Genomic DNA, 21,455 nt, shown 5'->3' with positions numbered 1-21,455 from the left:
AACGTGGATGGCGTGGCAAATGATGTGCGTACCCCCTAAGCGACGTGGCCTTTCGCGAGGCCCCCGATCGAGACCCGCCGGCGGCGTCCGTCGTGATCGCCGCCGCCCCCCCGAAGAGAACGCAAGGAGACAGACATGAACATCCTCAAGGGCAAGACCGCGCTCGTCACCGGCTCGACCAGCGGCATCGGGCTCGGCATCGCCAAAGCCCTGGCCGAGGCCGGCGCCAACCTCGTGCTGAACGGCTTCGGCGACGTGGCCGCGGCGCTCGCCGAAGTCGGCCGCTTCGGCACCGAGGTGCGCTACCACGGCGCCGACCTCGGCCAGCCTCAGCAGATCGCCGAAATGATGGGCTTCGCAGGCCGCGAGTTCGGCGGCGTCGACATCCTCGTCAACAACGCCGGCATCCAGCACGTCGCGCCTATCGACGCCTTCCCGCCCGAGAAATGGGACGCGGTGCTCGCGATCAACCTGTCGGCCGCCTTCCACACCACGCGGCTAGCGCTGCCCCATATGAAGGCAAACGACTGGGGGCGCATCGTCAACATCGCGTCGGCGCACGGCCTCGTCGCGTCGGTCAACAAGTCGGCCTATGTCGCCGCCAAGCACGGCCTCGTCGGGCTGACCAAGACCGTCGCGCTCGAACTGGCGAAGACCGGCATCACCTGCAACGCGATCTGCCCGGGCTGGGTGCTGACACCGCTCGTCGCGCAGCAGATCGCCGCGCGCGCGCAGGCGAGAAACATCGGCGTCGACGACGCCGAAGCCGAATTGCTGCTCGAAAAACAGCCGTCGGGCGCCTTCGTCACGCCATCGCAGCTCGGCGCGCTCGCGCTCTTTTTGTGCAGCGACGCGGCGGCCGAGGTGCGCGGCGCGGCGTGGAATATGGACGGCGGCTGGGTCGCCCAATAGGTCGGGCCTCGGCGTGCCGAAGGTTGGCCGAGCCTGGCGCCGGGCTCGGCCAACCTTGGACATGCCCCGCGCAAGTTGCGGCCTGTCGACCCCCATCCTCTTACGCGTTCAATAGCGCCAGCGCCGCCTTGAGCGAACGCGCGAAGTAGCGGTACAGCAGCGCGCCGGCGAAGCAGCCGACGAACCACGAGAAGTGGCCGGTCAGCTCCTTGAGCCCCGGCGTATGGGTACAGACGAGCGCGAGGATGGCCGCCGGCACCAGCGCCTTGATCGCGGCCGGGTTGAAACCCTTGCGGTACCAGTAGGCACCGCCCGGCTTGGCGCTGTACAGCGCGTCGACGTCGATGCGCTGGTTGCGCACCAGGTAGAAGTCGACCAGCAGGATGCCGAACAGCGGGCCGATGAAGGCGGCGAGCGTGTCGAGCGTGTAGTGGATCACCGCCGGCGAGTCGAACAGGTTCCAAGGCGTGATGAAGATCGAGCCGACCGCGGCGATCATGCCGCCCATGCGCCAGCTGATCCTCTGCGGGTTCACGTTGGCGAAGTCGAACGCCGGCGACACGAAGTTGGCGACGATGTTGATGCCGATCGTCGCGGTGACGAAGGTGAACGCGCCGAGCACCGCCGCCGCCGTATTGTCGATCAGGCCGACCGTCTCGATCGGGTCGTGGATGATCTTGCCGAACACCGGCAGCGTGCCCGAGATGACGACGACGGTGACGATAGAGAACATCAGGAAGTTGACCGGCAGCCCCCAGAAATTGCCCTGCTTCACGTCGTCCATGCTGCGGCAGTAGCGCGAAAAGTCGCCGAAATTCAGCAGGGGGCCGGAGAAGTAGGACACCACCAGCGCGGTCGCGATCACCATCTGCCAAGCGGCGTCGAAACCCGACAGCGTCTTGCTGCCCAGATTCAGGTCGATGTTGTACCAGCCAGCCTTGTAGACGATATACGCCATCAGCAAAAACATCACCGCATACACCGCAGGACCCGCCCAGTCGATGAAACGCTTGATCGCCTCCATGCCGTGCCAGAACACCAGCGCCTGCAGGAACCACATCGTCATGAAGCCGCCCCAGCCGAGCAGCGACAGGCCGGCGAACTTGATCTGCGCCAGATAAGACAGTTCGGGGAAGAAGCGCAGCACGACGATGACCAGCGCCGACGACGCCAGATAGGTCTGGATGCCGTACCAGGCCACCGCGATCAAGCCGCGGATCACCGCCGGGATGTTGGCACCGAACACGCCGAACGACAGCCGGCACACCACCGGATAAGGCGCGCCGGCCATCTGGCTCGGCTTGGCGACGAGATTGGCCAGCACCTGCACGATGCCGATGCCGACCAACAGACAAACCAGCACCTGCCAGCTGGCCAGCCCCAGCGCGAACAGGCTGCCGGCGAACACGTAGCCGCCGACGCTGTGCACGTCCGACATCCAGAACGCGAAGATGTTGTACCAGTTCCAGTGCTGGTCCTTGAGCGGTGCGAGGTCCTCGTTGTACAGGCGTTCGCTGTAGCCGGGCGGCAGGTCGGCGCGGCCTCGAGGGGTGGCTGGCATCGGCTTTTCTCCTTCGTCGTGCTTTTATCGTAGTCGCCGGCGCCCTCAGGATTATTCCCCGTCCTTACCGTATACAAAACAATAGATTTTTTGGATACGCAAAAATACAACAACTACCCAATGCGCGTTTTTCAAGCATCAGTACGAGTTCAATGATTTGTCATTGCTGCGGTCGGACGTCAAAATAAAATCCACACCACATTTCTGTATACGCATTTTTCACATCATGTATACACTCTGTCGCCATCCGCCTCGACGTGCCGGCCCCCTGCCCGACACCCGACGGACGGAGGATGGACCCAAGCCCGCCCGGCAAGCCGGGCGCCAATAAAGCCCCGCCGCCGCCCGACGGCGAGCGTGGCAGTGTCTACAAGGAGTGTTTGATGGAGAAAAAGCTGATCGCGCTGGCGCTGGCCGCGCTTCCCTGCGTCGCGATGGCCGACGTCACCGTGTACGGCTCGCTGCAGAGCGGGTTCGAAAACGTCAGGGATGACGGCACGCCGTCGGTCAACCGCGTCGCCGACCTCGGTTCGCGCATCGGTTTCAAGGGCAGCGAGGACCTCGGCAACGGCCTGAAGGCGATCTGGCAGGTCGAAAGCGGCTTCCGCCTCGACGGCCAGGCCGACACCGGTAGCGGCACCTTCGGCAGCCGCAATACCTTCGTCGGCGTCGAAGGCGGCTTCGGCAAGCTGCGCATCGGCAACGTGACAACCACCTTCGACACCGACATGGAGATCTTCGACCTGTTCTCTAGTGAGGCGAACGCGCTGAAGTCGAACATGACCAAGGGCGTCCACAGCGGCTTCGACACCCGGCTGAAGAACTCGATCCGCTACGACGCTCCGCTAGACGGCGGCCTCGCGCTGTCGCTGCACCACGGCGTCGACGAGAACAAGAACCTCGCCGGCCACGGCGACCGCTACGTCGACATCGTCGGCTTGGGCTACAGCGGCGGCGCGCTGGCCGTCAAATACGGCGCGGCGCGTAGCAACGACCAGAACGCGACCCAGTCGGCCGGCCTCTACCAGCGCGCCGAGGCGGCGTACCAGTTCGGCGACCTGCTGGTGGCAGGCGGCTTCGCCAACGACAAGGCCTATAGTGTCACCGGCGCCAAGCTCCGCCAGAACGAGGGTGCGCTGACCGTCGCCTACTCGATCGGCGCCTTCACGCCGAAGTTCACCTATACGAAGGGCTGGGACGTGCGCCAGGACAGCAACCGCCTCGCCGATAGCGGCTACAAGCACTACCTGGTAGGCGTCGGCTACGCGGTCTCGAAACGCACCAGCCTGGGACTCTCCTACGGCAAGCTCGACTACGACGCCAACGCGGTGTGGCTGGACGGCAGCGGCAACGCCGCGCCGCTCAAGGGCCAGCGCGCCAGCGGCGTGCAAGTCGTCCACAACTTCTGATCGCAGGCTTCGATGAAAAAAGCCCGGTCCGCGTGGACCGGGCTTTTTGTCGTCGGGACGGATCAGCGATCGGCGCGCAGCGGGCCGTATTCTGCCGGCACCCACGCGTAAGCCTTGCCCTCGGCGCGCACGTGGCCCAGCCCGGGGAACGGCAGGTGAGCACCGGCGACCCACAGCTTGTCCTTGGCCGCATCGGCGAACAGCCTCTTGCGCGACGCGATAGCCTGCTTGGCGTCGACGTCGAACTCGAACGCGATCTCGGGCCGCGCGAACTGCGCCGCGTGGCTGTGCACCAGGTCGCCCCATACCAAAAGGCGCTGGCCGCGCGACGCGAACAGGTAGCCGCTATGGCCCGGCGTGTGGCCGCCCGCCGCGACCACGCTCACGCCCGGCAGCGGCGCCTCGCCCGGCGCGTACGGCTTGAGCCTGCCGGCCGCCACGTAAGGCGCGACCGCGTCGCGCGCCATCTTGAAGAAGGGCTGCTTGTCCTTCGGCGCCTTGGCGGCGACCGCCTCGTCGAGCCAGAAGTCGGCGTCGGCCTTCGCGACGCGCACCTCGGCGTTAGCGAACGCCGCCTTGCCGTCGGCCGACGCCAGCCCGCACGCGTGGTCCGGGTGCAGGTGGGTCAGCAGCACGGTGTCGACGTCTTCCGGGCTGTAGCCGGCGGCGCGCACGTTGGCCAACAGGCCGCCCATCGTCGGGCCGAAACAGCGCGCCGAACCGGCGTCGACCAGCACCAGATTCTTGCCGGTATGCACCAGATAGCCGTTGACCGCGGTCTGCACGCCCTTGCTATTGTCGATGAACATGCGCGCGAGCAGGCCCTGCACGTCCTTCGCGCCGACGTTCTTCAAGAGCTTGGTATCGAGGTCGACGTAGCCGTCGTAGAGCGCGGTCACCTGGAAGTCGCCGAGCGCCATGCGATAGAAGCCGGGCACCTGCGTCGTCTGTTGTACAGGCGGCACGGCATGCACGATGGACGGTGCAAGCGCCAGCGCCATCGCACAGGCCAGCGCGGCGCCGGAGAGCCGTGCGGCGCGATGCGTTTTTATTCTCATGACCCGATCCTTAATGACATTGAACTAATAGCGTACCACCACGGCGCGCGAAACGCCCCCTCCCTTCATCGCACGCCCGTCTGAACGTTGGCCGAGCGCGCCGGCCGGAACTCGCCGAAGCGCCACCGCAACATCGTGCGCACATGAAAAAGGCCGGCGGTCTCCCGTCGGCCTTCTCTGACTAACTCGGTTGGCGGCGACCCCGCGAACGGGGGATGCGACTTTATGGGTCACAAACGGGCAAGGCTAGCGATCGTATCGTTCAATCAGCACGCCATGCCTGCCTCAACGCAGCCCAGCGCTTCGCCCCATCGCCTTGTCGGCTACGCCCCAAGCCCTCGCGGGCAAAAGCGCTCAATACCCCAACAAAGAAGCCCATCACCACGCCGAGCAGGGTGATGACGGCCCGCTTGGGCTTGGATTTCCTGTCGGCGGGAGTCGCCCGGTCGAGCACCTGGATCGTCGACGTGTCCTTCGCCTCTTCGATCTTGGCCATTTCAAATTGCTTGGCGAGCAGTTCGAACATGGTCTCGTGGTACTTCACGTCGCGAAGCCTCCGGATATATTCCAGGCCGGTCTGCGGCACCTTGCCCGTCGGTACCATGAAATCCCCGTCGGTCTGCTGCCCTTGCTCCAGCTTTGCAAGCTGGGCCTTCAGCCCGCCGATTTCCTGCTGGGTACGCTGATACTCGGGATTCTGTTCGGTGGCGAAGCTGCGCATGGCGGTCAGCTGCACCTCCTTGGCCGCAATCGTGGCCCTCAGCTGCGCGACGTTGCCGATGATCGATTGAATCTGTCCTTCGGGCTGCAACAGGCCGGTTTTTTCCTGGGTTTTCCTGAGCGCGACCTCGGCCAGGGCAAGCTGCTCCTTGGACTGCTTCAGCTGCTTTTCGAAGAACAAGCGACGCTGGGATGCATCGGTCACCGCCAGGGTCTGGGTGAGCCGGACCAGCTCCTCGACGTACGCGTTCGCCAGCTGGGCGGCAAAAAGCGGATCTTTGTGATCGATGCTCACGCTGATCAATCCATCCTTGCCGGACGATATATTGCTCATCCCGTTCAAGACGCTCCGCGTGTCGTCCATGGTCTGGGTTTCGAACATTTCCTTGAGTTTGAAACGCCGGATCAGGCTGTCCGCCACCGTCCGGCTCTCCAGCATCCCCACATAAAGGTCGTTGGGGTTCTTCAACCCGGCCATGCCGCCGACGTCACCGGCCAGCTTGCCAAGCATCGCCGACAAGCCCGAGCTCTGTTGCTGCGGGGGCATGATGGTTGCCTTGGAGGTGAAGATCTGTGTCATCAACAGGCTGGCGACCAAGGCCGCCCCCCCTATTACGACCGTGCAGCCGATCACCCATTTTTTCTGGCGTACCAACACGATCAACATATCCATCAGATCGATCTCATCCTCGCGGGCGGATGCTGCCGCCGGCAGGTTCTGATTTTCAGACATAAGGCTTCATTCCATCTCGCGTTCCGGCCGGCGCCGCACAGGCTCCGGCCGGATAAGTTAGTCCTTCAGCACCTTAAGACCCGCAGCGCCCAGGCCGAACTGGTAAAGGATCGTGGTCCATTCCTTGATGGTCTGCGTCCAGCTGCTGCGCTCGATCTTCTCCGGCACGACGACGGTGTCGCCCGGGTTGACGCGCGCGCCGCCGACGCCACCCAGCCAGCCGCCGGTCGCGTCGACGGTACCGTCGGCGCGGATCACGTACATTTCGGACTTGTCGCCGGTCTGGCTGGGGCCGCCCGCCATGGCGATGTAGTCGGACACGGTGCGGCTCGGTTTATAGATGAAGGAGTTCTGCTGGTAGACGGAGCCCAGCACCTCCACGGTGCCCGGCTTGCGAGGAATGTAGACGCTGTCGCCGTCCTGCAGCGGCAGGTCGGGCAGATTCTTGACCGCGGCGCGGGCGTCTTCGAGCTCGAGCACGATGCGGCCGCCCGCCTTCACCGAACGCATTTTTTGTGCAAGGCTGCGCTGACGCTCGACTTCGGCTTGCACGGTGGCAACCTTATCCTTGTCTGTGGTCCCCGCGATCCGCTGGGTTGCCGTAGCTTCGACTTCTCTCTCGAACCGGTCGGCGATCTCGTCCAGCTTGGCCTGCTGGGTGCGGCGCACACTGTCGCGCGTGACCTGGGTCGCGAAAACATAACCGTCCTCGGTTACGCCGCCGAGGCGGGCGACCAGTTCGCGCAGCGACTCCCCCTTGCCGATCTGGAAAACGCCGGTCTGCGCGACCTCCCCGTCCACCCGCACGAATTCGCGCTGTTTCTGCGCCGTTACCGGCACCGCGGAGGGCGAGAAAACACGAATCACATTGGCCGGCGCCAGCGGAAGCTGGCCGAGCGCCTGCCGCAACGCGGCTTTATCCCCGTTGACTTCGGCAACGGTCTGGTAGCGGTTGCCGACGTTCCTCTCGACGATCACTTCCTTGCGTTCCGCCGCAGCCTCGAAGCCGCCGGACCACTCCACGGCATCGGCGATGCTGCTGTTGCCTTTGAGTTCGTAAACCGCCGGCCGCTTGACGTCGCCCGTCAGCGCCACCAGCGGCCCCACTTCCGGGATATGGATCACGTCGCCGTCCTGGAGGGACACGTCCTTGCTCTTGTCGCCCTGCACCAGCATGTCGTACATGTCGAAGGTGGTGACCACCGCGCCGCCGCGCTTGAGCTGGATGTTGCGCATCGAGCCGGTGCCGGACGGCCCGCCGGATGTGAACAACGCATTGAGCAAGGAGCTCATCGCGCCCAGCGTGTAGGTGCCGGGGCGAACGGCGTGGCCGACCACATAGACCTGTACCGCGCGGGTCTGTGAAACGCTGGCGGACAGGTCGAAGTTGGTAAATACCCGGCTGACGGCGGTTTTCAGATAGCCCTGCAGGTCGCGATATTTGACCCCAGCCACCTTGACCGAGCCGACGCGAGGCAGATAAATGGCGCCGGAGCGGTCGACCGTCACCGTCAGGTCGATGTCCACCATGCCCCAGCCGCGGATCTGGATCTCGTCGCCCGGCCCGATCACGTAGTCGCCGTTGACCTGCACGCCTTCCAGCGGCGTAAAGGTTTTGGGGGCGGACTGAAAGAGCTCACCGCCAAACACGGGCAGCGAGTTGCCGGTTACGCTCTTCACATAGTCGCCGAACGACGACTGCTGTTTCTGGGCAATCTCAGCGCGGCTCAATGGAGGTACCGCAGCCGCCGCCTGGGCGGCGGCCCCTGCAGAAGCACGCGGGCCGCTGATACTGGGCAGGCCGGACGCGCTGCCCGTCTCGTAACCGGGGGTCAGGAACGGATTCATTTCGGGGGCGGCGGCCTGTGCCGCTGCCGACAGGACAAGGGCCAGGCTGGCCGAGCCTATCGTCACGAACTTGTTACTGAACACAGCTTTTTTCTGCATGGGAAACACGTCCTAAACAATCCATCAATCTCGTCATCACGCAAACTCGCGGAAAAAGCTCAATACTGTGCGGCCACGTTCACGCCGACCCGGTCCTGACCGACGCTGAATAGGGTCTGGTAGCGCGGGTCGCGGCGCTGGGCAGTCCAAAGCCATTTGCCCGCGGCGTATCCAATGAGACCGCCGGCCACCGTATCCGAGAGCCAGTGCTTGCGATCGGCAGTACGCCCCAAAGAGGCCAATGTCGCAGCACCATAGAGCCAGGGAGCGTCGTATTCCGACGCGAAGGGGGTCGCCAGTGCGAAGGCCAGAGCAGAATGGTTGGAGGGAAACGAGCTGTCAAACCGCGAGGCACTGCCGTCCTGCCTCGCCCAATGCCCCTGCTCCGACTCCGGCCGTGCACGGTTGGCCGCCTGCTTCAGCAACAGGCTGCCTCCTGCCGCGGCGGCGGCAGACTGCAGCGCGATAAAGCCGGTGTTCTGCAGGCGGTCGTCACCGAAGGCCATCGCTGTTCCGGCCAGCCCTACCCCTACCCACGGGGCGATCCTCCCAGCCTTGCCCCACGCATCGAGCAACTTGTTGTCCTGGCGATCCTTGGTGAAGCGATCCCAGCGCCTATCGCTGAGGGAGGCGATCCCGAATGCGCCGGCAGCCAAGGCCGAACCCTTGAGCAAGGGCGACATTTCCGGAAAGGCCGACGACGAATCGTCTAGGCGCAGCCGCATCGACGGCCAGGGATTGAAGCGTTCTATCGGCAGTGTATTGGCCGGATGTGAAAGTTCATCCCGACGTTCGGCGAAGTTGCCCAGCCCGTCAAACAAATCCATATCGCGGCGCGGCGACTCGACGATGTCGTAGAGATCGCCGGGGCTGGCCACCATCTGCCCGACGTCGCGCGTCCACGGCGACAGGCTGAAGCCGGCGGTCGAGCGCGAGTCGACCGCCAGCATCGAATTCAGCGGGATCGAGAAGAAAATGCCACGGTCGTGATAGGGCGCCTCGGGCTTGCCCGGATTCGTGATGTCTTTCCCGTCGGTCCGGGTATACCAGGCGCCAACCTCGATGCCGGAACGGAAACGGCGCTTGAACTCCAGCCGCGCGCCATTATCCTTGGCGAGGAAGCGCCCCGCCCGGACGGTTCCCGTCACCCCGTAGGGCAGGCGGTAGTGCACCGCGGCCAGGGCGGTGACCGTTTTGTAATCCAGGCTGCCGAGCCAGCCTCGGTAATCGCGTTGTTGCAAGGCATCAACGCTGACGTCGACGGCCCAGCGTTTTCCACGCGGCGCATACAGCAGTTGCCCGCCCGCACCGGAGAACATTTCCTCGTAGATGCCCCCCGACACGCGGCCGTACCAGTCCGTGTCAGGCTTGAAATACTGGTTAAGCAGCGCCCTGAAGAGCTTGAAACGCCCGCCCTTCTTGTACTCCGCCACGTCCGAGCGGACATGGGGAAGAAGGCTGTTGGACGGCTGGGTCACATCGCTGACGCTTTCGGATATCGTCGCGCCCAGCGCGGAGTTGAAATAGAGCCCGGAGCCGAGGCGGCGGTCATAGTTGGCCAGCGCGTTCAGCTCGTAGTGGAGCGCGCCGCTAGGGTCGTTGAAGAAGAAACCAAGCTTGGGGGCGATCTTGAATCGGTTCAGCAGCGTGTCTTGCTGCTTCAGTTGTACGAAGTCCCCATCCTCGGAGAGCAGGACTTTCAGCTCCGGGTCATCTTGCAAACCGACCATCAAGTCGTCGTCGGCATTCCTCGCAGGTATCGCCACGTCGGCGCCCGACGCAGGCCTGAGCAGCACAAATTGACGGAAGGCTTCCCGATCCGATTTACCGTTGAGGTAGTCGCGCAGGCGGTGCAGGTTGAAGAACTCGTACGTCGCCACCGGCATGTCCCGCTCGGTATACGTCACCTTCAAGGTGCGCGTTTCGAGCGGCATGAAATAAAGCGCGGTTCTGACGGCACGGCCGATGACGCGGCCCAGGTTCGAGATGCGGCTGTTGCTCAAACTCAAGGCGAGCGTGCCGCGCTCGTAGCGCGCCGACACCAGCTTGTAGTCCTGCTTTTCCAACGCCCTGACTAGGTTTCGGGCGTAGGCCGGATTCGCTTGCCATTCGGCGGCGGCGGGCCGTACCGGCAGCTCGGTCGGCGCATAGTAGACCGGTTCGTAGATCTTCGGAATGAATTCCCGCTCGTTGGTCGGGATGGTCACCGCGGCGTTGATGCTGTTGTGGCTTTTTTGCTTGGCCACCTGCATCGATAGCCAGCCCCAGCGGTACTCGAGGCCGGCCTTCACCCCCCGCTGCCGCTCGGAGGCGAACGTCTTGTCGGCCCTGAAATCGTTCCGGTAGTCGTTGGCGTCGTATTCCGCCACCAGCGACCATGACGGCAAGGCTGCCGGAGACCAGCGGGCGCCGGCGAACGGCCCGGAGATACGACCGCTGCCGTAGCCGACCGTCGTTTCCAGCCCTCCGAAACGCTTGCTCAGCGCGACATATTGACCCTTGAAGAGCTCCGTGCCGAACAGGTCGGTCTTGCCGAGGGCGACCGCCGGAAAATACTCGCTCTCGGGCAAGACCTGCAGCTTGGCGTCGAAGACCTTATCCTTGTAACGGCCATAAGCGGCACCGTAGCCCTGAGTCGAAAAGCCGGGGATGCCCATGACCGCCACATAGCGCCCGGTCACCTGCAAGGCGGGCAGCACCGTCACCGATGTCCATACCGTGCTGTAAGGCCGGTCGAAGCTGTACCCGAGGCTCCACGCGCCGTCCTGCCCGGTCAGCGCGCTCGGCATGTTGATATAGCCTTCCTGGCCGGTCAGGCTGGGAGCGGCGTAAACGCCGCCGGCAACGCAAACCGGAACCACTAAGCAAATGCAACGGTATAAGGAAGGCCTGTTCACAAATCTATACGGATTGAGCGGTCAAAAAAAAGAAAGCCACTTTTACGTGGCTCCCCTTGGTCCGGAACAATGCACCGGATGCTTGATATTTCTTAGTGATGCGACGTCGAAGCATGGTGGGATGTGGAAGAAGCAGAGTCATCCGAATTGGACGCCACAGCCAGCGCGCCCGCGACCGCAGCACCCACGGCAACCGCAGTCAACGAGACGGGCACGGCAACAGCCGCGGCTGCACCCGCAACCCCCGCAACCCCCGCAGCAGTACCGGCAGCGCCAGCGGCGCCGGCCGCACCTGCCCCGGTCGCACCTGCCGCAGCAGTGCCGGTCGCACCGGCAGCGCTACCCGAACCCGTAGCAGCGCCTGCAGCGCCGGCTTCAACAGCAGCCATCGCACTGCTCGAAGCCAAAGCGGCCAACAAAGTCAGAATCGCAACACGTTTCATCGCACAGTCTCCCGAAACCCCGAGGGGCAATATTCAAGTTTCACATTGTACTACAACATTTACACATCAATATTACGTGCGATTAACGCGTTGGTCTCAATGAAAGCGCGGCGCGGTTCGACGTCGTCGCCCATCAGCGTGGTGAACACGTCGTCGGCCCCCATCGCGTCCTCGATCTTCACCTTCAACAGACGACGAACGTTCGGGTCCATCGTGGTTTCCCACAGTTGTTCCGGGTTCATCTCGCCGAGGCCCTTGTAGCGCTGGACGTTGATGTTCTTTTTGACCTCGGCCAACATCCAGTCGAGCGCCTCGCCGAACTCGGCGATTTCGCGCACCGTCTCGCCGCGGCGCACCGCCGCGCCTTCGCCGAGCAGGCCTTTCAGCAGCTGCGAGGTCTTCACCAGCGTCTGGTAGTCGCCGGACTCGAGGAAGTCCTGGTCGAGGTAGGTGGTCATCACGTTGCCGAGCACGCGGCGCGTGATGCGCAGCAGGTAGCCGTCGTTCTTCTCGTCGTGCACCAACGTGAGGCTGATCGCCGGGTCGTCGAGCGCCGCGGTCAGCGTCGCCAGCGTCGTCTTGGCGGCGCTCTCGATGTCGAGCGACAGCGCGTCCAGACGCAGCATCGCGCCGAGCACGACCGGGTCGACCACGCGGCTCTCGCGCTCGATCACCGCGCGCGCCAGCAGGTACTGCTTGGCGATCTCGGCCAACGTTTCGCCGGCCAAGGGCGCCGCGCCGGCCGAGGGCAGCAGCTCGGACTTGTCGAGCGCCAGCTTCAACAGGTACTGGTTGAACTCGAAGTCGTCCTTCAGGTACTGCTCGGTCTTGCCGTGCTTGATCTTGTACAGCGGCGGCTGCGCGATGTAGATGTGGCCGCGCTCTACCAGCTCGTGCATCTGGCGGTAGAAGAAGGTCAACAGCAGCGTGCGGATGTGCGCGCCGTCGACGTCGGCGTCGGTCATGATGATGATGCGGTGGTAGCGCAGCTTGTCCGGGTTGTACTCGTCCTTGCCGATGCCGCAGCCGAGCGCGGTGATCAGCGTCGCGATCTCCTGGCTGGCGATCAGCTTGTCGAAGCGCGCGCGCTCGACGTTGAGGATCTTGCCCTTCAAGGGCAGGATCGCCTGGAACTTGCGGTCGCGGCCCTGCTTGGCCGAGCCGCCGGCGGAATCGCCCTCGACCAGGTAGAGCTCGGACATCGCCGGGTCCTTGGTCTGGCAATCGGCGAGTTTGCCCGGCAGGCCGAGACCGTCCATGATGCCCTTGCGGCGGGTGATCTCGCGCGCCTTTCTCGCCGCCTCGCGCGCGCGCGCCGCGTCGACGATCTTGCCGGTGATGATCTTGGCCTCAACCGGGTTCTCGAGCAGGAAGTTCTTCAGCGCCTCGCCGATCACCTCGTTGACGACCGGGGCGATCTCGCTGGAGACGAGCTTGTCCTTGGTCTGCGAGCTGAACTTCGGGTCGGGGATCTTGACCGACAGCACGCAGGTCAGGCCTTCGCGCATGTCGTCGCCGGTAGTGTCGACCTTGGCCTTCTTGGCGACTTCGCTCTCTTCGATGTACTGGTTCAGCGTACGCGTCATCACCTGGCGCAGCGCGGTCAGGTGGGCACCGCCGTCGCGCTGCGGGATGTTGTTGGTGAAGCACTGCACCGACTCCTGGTACGAGTCGTTCCACTGCATCGCCACCTCGACCGTCATGTCGTCCTTCTCGCCGATCGCGTGGAACACCTTCGGGTGCAGCACGGTCTTGTTGCGGTTCATGTACTCGACGAAGCCGGCGACGCCGCCGGAGAACGCGAAGCTCTCTTCCTTGCCGCTGCGCTTGTCGATCAGCGTGATGGCCACGCCCTGGTTCAGGAACGACAGCTCGCGGATGCGCTTGGCGAGGATGTCGAAGTGGAACTCGATCAGGCCGAAGGTTTCTTCGCTGGCGCGGAAGTGCACCTCGGTGCCGCGGTGCGTCGTGTGGCCGGTGACGGTCAGCGGCGCGACCGCGTCGCCGCGGCGGAACTCCATCTCGTGCACCTTGCCGTCGCGCCAGATCTTCAGCCGCAGCCAGTCGGACAGCGCGTTCACCACCGACACGCCGACGCCGTGCAGGCCGCCGGAGATCTTGTAGCTGTTGGAGTCGAACTTCCCGCCGGCGTGCAGGATGGTCATGATCACTTCGGCGGCGGAACGGCCTTCTTCCGGGTGGATGTCGGTCGGGATGCCGCGGCCGTTGTCCTCGACCGAGATCGAGTTGTCCGGGTGGATGATGACGCGGATGGTGTCAGCATGGCCGGCCAGCGCCTCGTCGATGGCATTGTCGAGCACCTCGAACACCATGTGGTGCAGACCGGTCCCGTCCTGGGTGTCGCCGATGTACATGCCCGGGCGCTTGCGCACCGCGTCCAGCCCCTTGAGGACCTTGATACTGTCGGCGCCGTATTCCTGCTGCTGTTCGCTCATAAACCTTCTCTAGCTGATTGCACGTCGGTCGGAGGGAGGCTCGGCCAACCTTGAGGTTGGCCGAGCTCGACTAGATGCGCATCGGCATCACGATGTACTTGAAGTCGGGGTTGTCCGGGATGGTGAACAACGCCGAGCGGTTCGCGTCGCCGAACGCCAGTTGCAGCGTCTCGGCCGGCACGTTGGTCAGCACGTCCAACAGGTAGTTGATGTTGAAGCCGATCTCGAGCGTGCCGCCATGGAAGGCGATCTCGAGTTCTTCCTCGGCCTCCTCCTGCTCGCTGTTGGTGCACAGGATCGACATCCGTCCCGGCGCGACCACGAGGCGCACGCCGCGGAATTTCTCGTTGGCGAGGATGGCCGCGCGCTGCAGCGCCTGCAAGAGCGTGATGCGGTCGATCAGGAAGATCTTGTCGTTGTCGAGCGGCACCACGCGGTTGAAGTCGGGGAACTTGCCGTCGACGACCTTGCTGATGATCACCGTCGCGCCGAACGAGAAGCGCACCTGGTTGGCGAGCAACTCGATGTTGATCTGGTCTTCCGAGTCGGCCAACAGCTTGTAGAGCTCGAGGATGGTCTTCCTCGGCAGGATCACCTCGGCCTTCGGCAGTTCGGCTTCCAGCGACACGGTGGCCAACGCCAGGCGGTGGCCGTCGGTCGACACCAGGCGCACCTGCTTGCCGTCGGTCTGCAGCAACAGGCCGTTCAGATAGTAGCGGATGTCCTGCACCGCCATCGCGTACTGCACCTGCGACAACAGGCGCTTGAGGTCCTTCTGCGCGAGGCTGAATTCGGCGGTCGCCGCGCCGTTCACCGACAGGTGCGGGAAGTCTTCGGCCGGCAGCGTCTGCAGGTTGAAGCGGCTCTTGCCGGCCTTCAGCGTCAGGCGGTTGTCGTCCTTTTCCAGCGTGACGGTCGAGGCGGCCGGCATCGCGCGCAGGATGTCGGCGAATTTCTTGGCCGACGTGGTCAGCCGGAAATCCTCGCCCGGCAGCGCTTCGGGGCTGGCCGTGGTGATCTGGATCTCCAGGTCGGTGGCGAGGAAACCGACTTCGCCGCCTTTTTTCTCGATCAGTACGTTCGACAGGATGGGCAGCGTGTGACGTCGTTCGACGATCCCGGTCACCGCCAGCAGCGGTTTCAGCAGGGCATCGCGCTCGGCTTGCAAAATCAACATGCTCAAAACTCCCGGGGTCGGCCGTCTCGGCCTCAGTTACGCAACATCTGCAAAAGGGTATCGTAATCGTGCGCCATGTCCGCGTCATTAGCGCGGATCTCGGCGATGGTCTTGCACGCGTGCAGCACGGTGGTGTGGTCGCGGCCGCCGAAGGCATCGCCGATGTTCGGCAGGCTCAGCGGCGTCAGCTCCTTCGCGAGCGCCATCGCGATCTGGCGCGGGCGCGCGATGTCGCGCGTACGCTTCTTGCTGTGCATGTCGGACAGCTTGATCTTGTAGTACTCGGCGACCGTCTTCTGGATCGCGTCGACGGTGACCTGGCGGTTGCCGGCGGCGAGGATGTCCTTCAGCGCCTCTTTCACCAGTTCGAGCGTGATCGGCTGGTTGGAGAAGCGCGAGTACGCGACGACGCGTTTGAGCGCGCCTTCGAGTTCGCGCACGTTAGAGCGCACGTTCTGCGCGACGAAGAAGGCGACGGTGTGGTCGAGCTTGATGCTGTCGGCCTCGGCCTTCTTCATCAGGATCGCGACGCGCATCTCGAGCTCGGGCGGCTGGATCTCGACCGTCAGCCCCCACGAGAAGCGCGAGATCAGCCGCTCGTCCATGCCCTCGATGTGGCGCGGGAAGGTGTCGCAGGTCATGATCACCTGCTTGCCGCCCTCCAAGAGCGCGTTGAACGCGTAGAAGAACTCCTCCATCGTGCGGTTCTTGCCGGCGAAGAACTGGATGTCGTCGATCAGCAGGAGGTCGAGCGAGTGGTAGTAGCGCTTGAATTCGTCGAACGCCTTGTGCTGGTACGCGCGCATGATGTCGGCGACGTAGCGCTCGGCGTGGATGTAGCGGATCTTGGCCGCCGGGTTCTTCAGGTAGACGTGGTTGCCGATCGCCTGGATCAAGTGGGTCTTACCGAGGCCGACGCCGCCGTAGACGAACAGCGGGTTGTACGCGGCGTCGCCCGGGTTCTCGGCGATCTGCAGCGCGGCGGCGCGCGCCAGCTGGTTGCCCTTACCGGTGACGAGGCTCTCGAAGGTGAACGCCGGGTTCAGCCGCGTGCTCTCGTGGCCGGCGCCGATCGCCTTGACCGCCGCCTGCTTGGCCTGCGCCTGCACGTTGGCGCTGCCGGCGCCGGCCGTCGCTGCGGCCGCCGGCCGCGCGCTCGGCGTCACGCCGGATGCGCCGCTCACCGGTGCCTTGGCCGGCGCGCCGACGCGCAGCTCCACCGGCAACTCACCGACCAGTTCGACCGCGAGCTCCTCAATGCGGCCGAGAAAACGGTCCTTGATGAACTGCAGGATGAAGCGGTTAGGCGCGAACAGCACGAGCGCGTCCTCGCCGGCCTCGGCCGTCAGCGGCTTGATCCAGGTGTTGAACTGCTGCGAGGAGAGTTCCCCGGCAAGGCGCGCGAGGCATGCAGGCCAGAATTGTTCGCGATCGGTCATCAGTACCCAACAGAAGAATGCAAACCCATCGTGACCCTTGCGCACCGCGCGCGGGCTCGGAAACATGATGGGGAAACGGGCCGCGCGAAGCCTGGTGAAGCCCGGGGCGCGGCCGCGTCGGTAAGCGGATGGTTAACTTGCGCATTTTACAGGCTTTTCGGAAAGTTATCCACAGGCGGCGACCGCCACGCGGCGGCGATGGCCGATTTGGGTTGACACGGGGCAACTTTGCCTATGTAATCACGGGTTTATTTCCCGTACGGAATAGGAAATCACATCATGAAACGTACTTACCAGCCTTCCACCACCCGTCGTAAACGCACCCACGGCTTCCTCGTGCGCTCCAAGAGCCGCGGTGGCCGCTCCGTTCTGGCCGCCCGTCGCGCCAAGGGCCGCAAGCGTCTGGCCGTGTAAGTTTTGGCCTTTCGCTTTCGCCGAGTGCACCGGCTGCTAAAAACGGATGAGTTCTCATCCGTTTTTCGTTTGCGCGGCGCCCGCAGCAATACCTTCTTCCAGGTCTACGCTGCCCCCAACACGCTGGGACACGCCAGGCTCGGCCTGGTCGTGGGCAAAAAGGTCGCCAAGCAGGCGGTGCGGCGCAACTACATCAAGCGCACCGTGCGCGAATGGTTCCGCCTAAACCAGCCCGAGCTGCCGGCGTGCGACTTCGTGGTGCGTGCCCGACTGGCATTCGGCCATACAGATCGAAACGACGCCGTCACGGCATTGTCCGCGCTGTTTGCTAAACTAGCCCGATGTCGCGCTTCCTCATCCTCTTGATCCGTGCCTATCAGGTGGCGATCAGCCCGTGGCTGGCGCCGCGGTGCCGCTTCGCGCCCACCTGTTCGAGCTACGCGATCGAGGCGGTCAGGCGACACGGCGCCCTCAAGGGCGGCTACTTGGCCATCCGGCGGTTGATGCGTTGCCACCCGTGGGGCGGCAGCGGTTACGACCCGGTCCCCTAACTTTCCGGTTAACGAAGATGGATTCCAAGCGTCTCATCCTTTTCATCGCGCTGTCCCTCGGCATCATCCTGCTGTGGGACCAATACTTCGCGCCCAAGGCGCCGCCGGTGGCCGCCACCCAGCCCCAGGTGGCGCAGGTGGCCCCGCAGTCGGCCGCCACCCCGGGCGGCGACGCCGCCCGCCTCGCCAGCGGCCAGCGCGTCAAGGTCAGCACCGACCTGTTCGACGCGCAGATCGATACCGTCGGCGGCGACCTGCGCGAGCTGAAGCTCAAGGCTTTCGACTCGGCCAACGACGAGAAGAAACCGTTCGAGCTGTTCACCGACAAGGGCGGCCGCGTCTACGTCGCGCAGACCGGCCTGGTGTCGACCGCCGAACCGGCGCTGCCGACGCACAAGACCGTGTTCAGCGCCGAACAGACCGCCTACACCTTGAACGGCGATTCGCTCGAGGTCCGCCTGTCGGCACCCGAAGCGAACGGCGTCAAGGTCGACAAGGTGTACGTGTTCAGGAAGGGCAGCTACCGCGTCGACGTCCGCTACGACATCGCAAACGGCAGCGCCAAGCCGCTGTCGACCACCGCCTACTACCGCCTGCTGCGCGACGGCGAAACGCCGGAGGGCGAAAGCCGTCTCACCTATACCTTCACCGGTCCGGCGGTCTACACCTCCGAAGGCAAGTTCCAGAAGGCGAGCTTCGAGGACGTCGCCAAGGGCAAGGCCGACTACGTGAAGAACGCCGACAACGGCTGGGTCGCGATGGTGCAGCACTACTTCGTGTCGGCCTGGCTGCTGAAGCCCGAAGGCGGCGCGAGCGTGTGCGCCAACGACAAGGCTTGCCGCTTCGAGCTGAAGGAAAACGCCGGCCTGTACTCGGCCGCCACGCTGGTCGACGTGCCGGCGATCGCGCCGGGCGCCAAGAAGAGCCTGTCCGTGCCACTGTACGCCGGCCCCGAGGAGTACAACACCCTCGTCAAGACCGCAGAAGGGCTGGAACTGACCAAGGACTATGGCTGGGTGCACATCTTCGCGTCGCCGCTGTTCTGGCTGTTGACCAAGCTGCACGCGCTGATTGGCAACTGGGGCTGGGCGATCGTGCTGCTGACGCTGATCGTCAAGGGCGTGTTCTACCCGCTGAACGCCGCGTCCTACCGTTCGATGGCCAAGATGAAGGCGCTCGCGCCGCGTCTGGAACGCCTGAAGGAGCAGTTCGGCGACGACCGCATGAAGATGCAGCAGGCGACAATGGAGATGTACAAGGTCGAGAAGATCAACCCGCTCGGCGGCTGCCTACCGATCCTGGTGCAGATCCCGGTCTTCATCGGCCTGTACTGGTCGCTGCTCGCTTCGGTAGAACTGCGCCAGGCCGACTGGATCCTGTGGATCAACGACCTCGCGCGTCCGGACCCGTACTACGTGCTGCCGGCGCTGATGGCGATCACCATGTATCTGCAGACCTTCCTCAACCCGCCGCCGGCCGACCCGGTGCAGGCGAAGATGATGAAGATCATGCCGATCGCGTTCTCGGTGATGTTCTTCTTCTTCGCGTCGGGCCTGGTGCTGTACTGGCTGGTGAACAACATCCTGTCGATCGCGCAGCAGTGGCACGTGAACCGCTCGATCGAGCGCTCGCGCAAGGCCGCGCTGCAAAGCTGAGCTCGTTCGCAATACCCGAAACGCCCGTCGATCGCGACGGGCGTTTTTTTGTGCCGGAAGGTTGGCCGAGCCCTGTCGCGCAAGGCTCGGCCAACCTTGGCACCACGCCGCGCGGTATACTTGCCGGATGAGCCCACTGCGTTATCCCGAAGCCACCATCGCCGCCGTCGCCACCGCCCCCGGACGCGGCGGCGTCGGCGTTATCCGCATCTCCGGCCGCGCCCTGCTGCCCTTCGCCGAGGCGATCTCCGGCGGCAAACGCCCCAAGCCGCGCTACGCGACCTACACCGACTTTTACGACACGGCGGGCGAGCCGATCGACAACGGCCTGCTGCTTTATTTCCCCGGCCCGCACAGCTTCACCGGCGAGGACGTGCTCGAGTTGCAGGGCCACGGTGGCCCGGTGGTGATGCAGCTGCTGCTTTCGCGCTGCGTCGAACTCGGAGCCAGGTTGGCCGAGCCCGGCGAATTCACCAAACGGGCGTTCCTGAACGACAAGCTCGACCTGGCGCAGGCGGAAAGCGTCGCCGACCTGATCGACGCGTCCAGCGCCACCGCGGCGAAGAGCGCGCTGAAATCGCTGAAGGGCGCGTTCTCACACGACATCCACCAGTTGGTCGACCACCTGATCACGCTCAGGATGCTGACCGAGGCGACGCTCGACTTCCCCGAGGAAGACGTCGACTTCCTCGAAGCCGCCGACGCGCGCGGCCAGTTGCACCGCATCCAGTCCGAGCTCGATCATGTGCTGGCGCACGCCAAGCAGGGCGCCATCCTGCGCGAAGGCATGCACGTCGTGCTAGTCGGCGAGCCGAACGTCGGCAAGTCCAGCCTGATGAACGCGCTGGCCGGCGACGAGATCGCCATCGTCACCGACATCGCCGGCACCACGCGCGACACGGTGCGCGAGGAAATCCTGATCGACGGCGTGCCGGTGCACGTGATCGACACAGCGGGGCTGAGGGAAACCGAGGACCTGGTCGAGAAGATCGGCATCGAGCGCACCTGGGCGGCGGTCGACAAGGCCGACCTCGCACTGGTGCTGGTCGACAGCCGCAGCGGCGTCACCGCGTCGGTAGAGGCGCTGCTCGAGCGCCTGCCGCCGGCGCTGCCGCGCGTCACGGTGCACAACAAGGTCGACCTCACCGGTGAGGACGCTGGCCGGGTCGAAGAAGCAAACGGCCCGGCGGTGCGCCTGTCGGCCAGAACGATGGCGGGCGTGCCCGAACTGCGCGCGCTGCTGCTGAAGGCGATCGGCTGGCACGGTGCCGAGGAAGGGCTGTACCTGGCGCGCGAACGCCACCTCGACGCCCTGCGCCGCGCCCGAGCCCACCTCGACGCCGCCGAAGCCGCCTACCAGCAGATCGAACTGATGGCCGAGGAACTGCGCATGGCGCAGTCGGCGCTGTCGGAGATCACCGGCGAGTTCACGCCGGACGACTTGCTGGGGGTGATTTTTTCGCGGTTTTGTATTGGGAAGTAATTTTCCCCTTCCCAGATATTCTCTAAGAGCCACTAACAAAACGGGTTGACAAAGCGTAAGCGGATCAAGAAGAAGCCTGCTTGAGAAAGGCGTAATTGGTGTCCAGCCGCCACTCAACGCGGATACGCAGCTTGCCGAGCGCGGCCAGCCAAGCATGGGAGGGACCGTTCACCCCCCAGCGGGGCCACTCAAGTTTCTCGCGCCTCTCCAGACCCCGACAGGCAATGCGGGCCCGAATGCCCCGATGCTGTAAGTGCGCGCGGCAGCGACGGTAATCATCGCCTTTGTCCGCATACAGCTTGTGTGGTCGCTGGGGCGGGCGTCCCGGAAGAGCGGGAATGGTCGGAATGGCGTGTACCAACGCCTAGAAGGCCATCGAGTCGTGGCGATGGGCACCGGTAATGCTCAGCGTCAGCAGCACACCACGCCGGTCGACGATCGGATGCCGTTTGCTAACGAGCTTGCCCCGGTCGGTGGCATTGGGGCAAATTTCCTGGCCCCCGGGTGCTGGCAACACTCCCCCCCATCGATGCTGGTGCAACTCCAGTCTATCGGGTTGCATTGACTCAGTTAGGTCAACAGCGCCAGGTGCAAACGGTC

Annotated in this window: 15 protein-coding genes; 7 read left to right on the top strand and 8 right to left on the bottom strand. The window is 64.4% G+C overall.

Translation table 11 applies throughout. The features are described 5' to 3' along the window. The first annotated feature begins 135 nt into the window (after window positions 1-135). Window positions 136-912 carry a 3-hydroxybutyrate dehydrogenase gene (locus DWG20_RS06150; RefSeq protein WP_115432988.1) on the top strand — a complete coding sequence of 259 codons (777 nt, stop codon included), beginning with the start codon at window positions 136-138 and terminating at the stop codon, window positions 910-912. Between the two features lie 100 nt (window positions 913-1,012). Here the strand turns inward: DWG20_RS06150 and DWG20_RS06145 are convergent, their stop codons facing one another. After that, a complete protein-coding gene (locus tag DWG20_RS06145; RefSeq protein ID WP_115432987.1) occupies window positions 1,013-2,473 on the bottom strand; it encodes an NCS1 family nucleobase:cation symporter-1 in 1,461 nt (486 codons plus the stop codon). Window positions 2,474-2,856: 383 nt separating this feature from the next. Between DWG20_RS06145 and DWG20_RS06140 the strand changes: the two genes are divergently transcribed. Beyond that, entirely contained in the window at window positions 2,857-3,882 is a 1,026-nt protein-coding gene (locus DWG20_RS06140) for a porin (protein WP_181880982.1), read from the top strand. Between the two features lie 62 nt (window positions 3,883-3,944). Here the strand turns inward: DWG20_RS06140 and DWG20_RS06135 are convergent, their stop codons facing one another. The 7 genes from DWG20_RS06135 to dnaA all read right to left on the bottom strand — a co-directional run bounded on the left by DWG20_RS06135 (window position 3,945) and on the right by dnaA (window position 16,752). Further along, window positions 3,945-4,940, bottom strand: a complete 996-nt coding sequence (locus tag DWG20_RS06135) for an MBL fold metallo-hydrolase (RefSeq protein ID WP_115432985.1) — start codon at window positions 4,938-4,940, stop codon at window positions 3,945-3,947. Window positions 4,941-5,202: 262 nt separating this feature from the next. Further along, window positions 5,203-6,393, bottom strand: a complete 1,191-nt coding sequence (locus tag DWG20_RS06130) for a GumC family protein (protein ID WP_115432984.1) — start codon at window positions 6,391-6,393, stop codon at window positions 5,203-5,205. A 57-nt stretch (window positions 6,394-6,450) separates the two neighbouring features. Further along, window positions 6,451-8,340 (bottom strand): SLBB domain-containing protein, encoded by a 1,890-nt coding sequence (locus DWG20_RS06125; protein ID WP_115432983.1) that lies wholly within the window; start codon window positions 8,338-8,340, stop codon window positions 6,451-6,453. Window positions 8,341-8,399: 59 nt separating this feature from the next. Next, a complete protein-coding gene (locus DWG20_RS06120) occupies window positions 8,400-11,201 on the bottom strand; it encodes a YjbH domain-containing protein (protein WP_281269949.1) in 2,802 nt (933 codons plus the stop codon). A 538-nt stretch (window positions 11,202-11,739) separates the two neighbouring features. Further along, window positions 11,740-14,136: a DNA topoisomerase (ATP-hydrolyzing) subunit B gene (gyrB, locus tag DWG20_RS06110; protein WP_115432981.1), complete on the bottom strand. Its 2,397-nt coding sequence runs from the start codon at window positions 14,134-14,136 to the stop codon at window positions 11,740-11,742. Window positions 14,137-14,206: 70 nt separating this feature from the next. Beyond that, entirely contained in the window at window positions 14,207-15,313 is a 1,107-nt protein-coding gene (dnaN, locus tag DWG20_RS06105) for a DNA polymerase III subunit beta (protein WP_115432980.1), read from the bottom strand. A gap of 32 nt (window positions 15,314-15,345) precedes the next feature. Beyond that, complete coding sequence (gene dnaA / locus DWG20_RS06100; RefSeq protein ID WP_115432979.1) at window positions 15,346-16,752, bottom strand: chromosomal replication initiator protein DnaA; 1,407 nt, start codon at window positions 16,750-16,752, stop codon at window positions 15,346-15,348. 279 nt (window positions 16,753-17,031) lie between these two features. Here dnaA and rpmH point away from each other — a divergent pair, with 279 nt between their 5' ends. The 5 genes from rpmH to mnmE all read left to right on the top strand — a co-directional run bounded on the left by rpmH (window position 17,032) and on the right by mnmE (window position 20,855). Then, window positions 17,032-17,166 carry a 50S ribosomal protein L34 gene (rpmH, locus tag DWG20_RS06095; RefSeq protein WP_115432978.1) on the top strand — a complete coding sequence of 45 codons (135 nt, stop codon included), beginning with the start codon at window positions 17,032-17,034 and terminating at the stop codon, window positions 17,164-17,166. 3 nt (window positions 17,167-17,169) lie between these two features. After that, window positions 17,170-17,532 (top strand): ribonuclease P protein component, encoded by a 363-nt coding sequence (gene rnpA / locus DWG20_RS06090; RefSeq protein WP_115432977.1) that lies wholly within the window; start codon window positions 17,170-17,172, stop codon window positions 17,530-17,532. Beyond that, window positions 17,508-17,717 (top strand): membrane protein insertion efficiency factor YidD, encoded by a 210-nt coding sequence (yidD, locus tag DWG20_RS06085; RefSeq protein WP_115432976.1) that lies wholly within the window; start codon window positions 17,508-17,510, stop codon window positions 17,715-17,717. The genes rnpA and yidD overlap by 25 nt, the downstream gene beginning before the upstream one ends. Window positions 17,718-17,734: 17 nt before the next feature. Continuing rightward, a complete protein-coding gene (gene yidC / locus DWG20_RS06080; protein ID WP_115432975.1) occupies window positions 17,735-19,372 on the top strand; it encodes a membrane protein insertase YidC in 1,638 nt (545 codons plus the stop codon). A gap of 136 nt (window positions 19,373-19,508) precedes the next feature. Continuing rightward, window positions 19,509-20,855 (top strand): tRNA uridine-5-carboxymethylaminomethyl(34) synthesis GTPase MnmE, encoded by a 1,347-nt coding sequence (gene mnmE / locus DWG20_RS06075; RefSeq protein WP_181881007.1) that lies wholly within the window; start codon window positions 19,509-19,511, stop codon window positions 20,853-20,855. Window positions 20,856-21,455: the final 600 nt, after the last annotated feature.

Source organism: Crenobacter cavernae (genome assembly GCF_003355495.1).
GTDB classification, from domain to species: domain Bacteria; phylum Pseudomonadota; class Gammaproteobacteria; order Burkholderiales; family Chromobacteriaceae; genus Crenobacter; species Crenobacter cavernae.
This window is presented reverse-complemented; position numbering and strand designations above follow the sequence as displayed.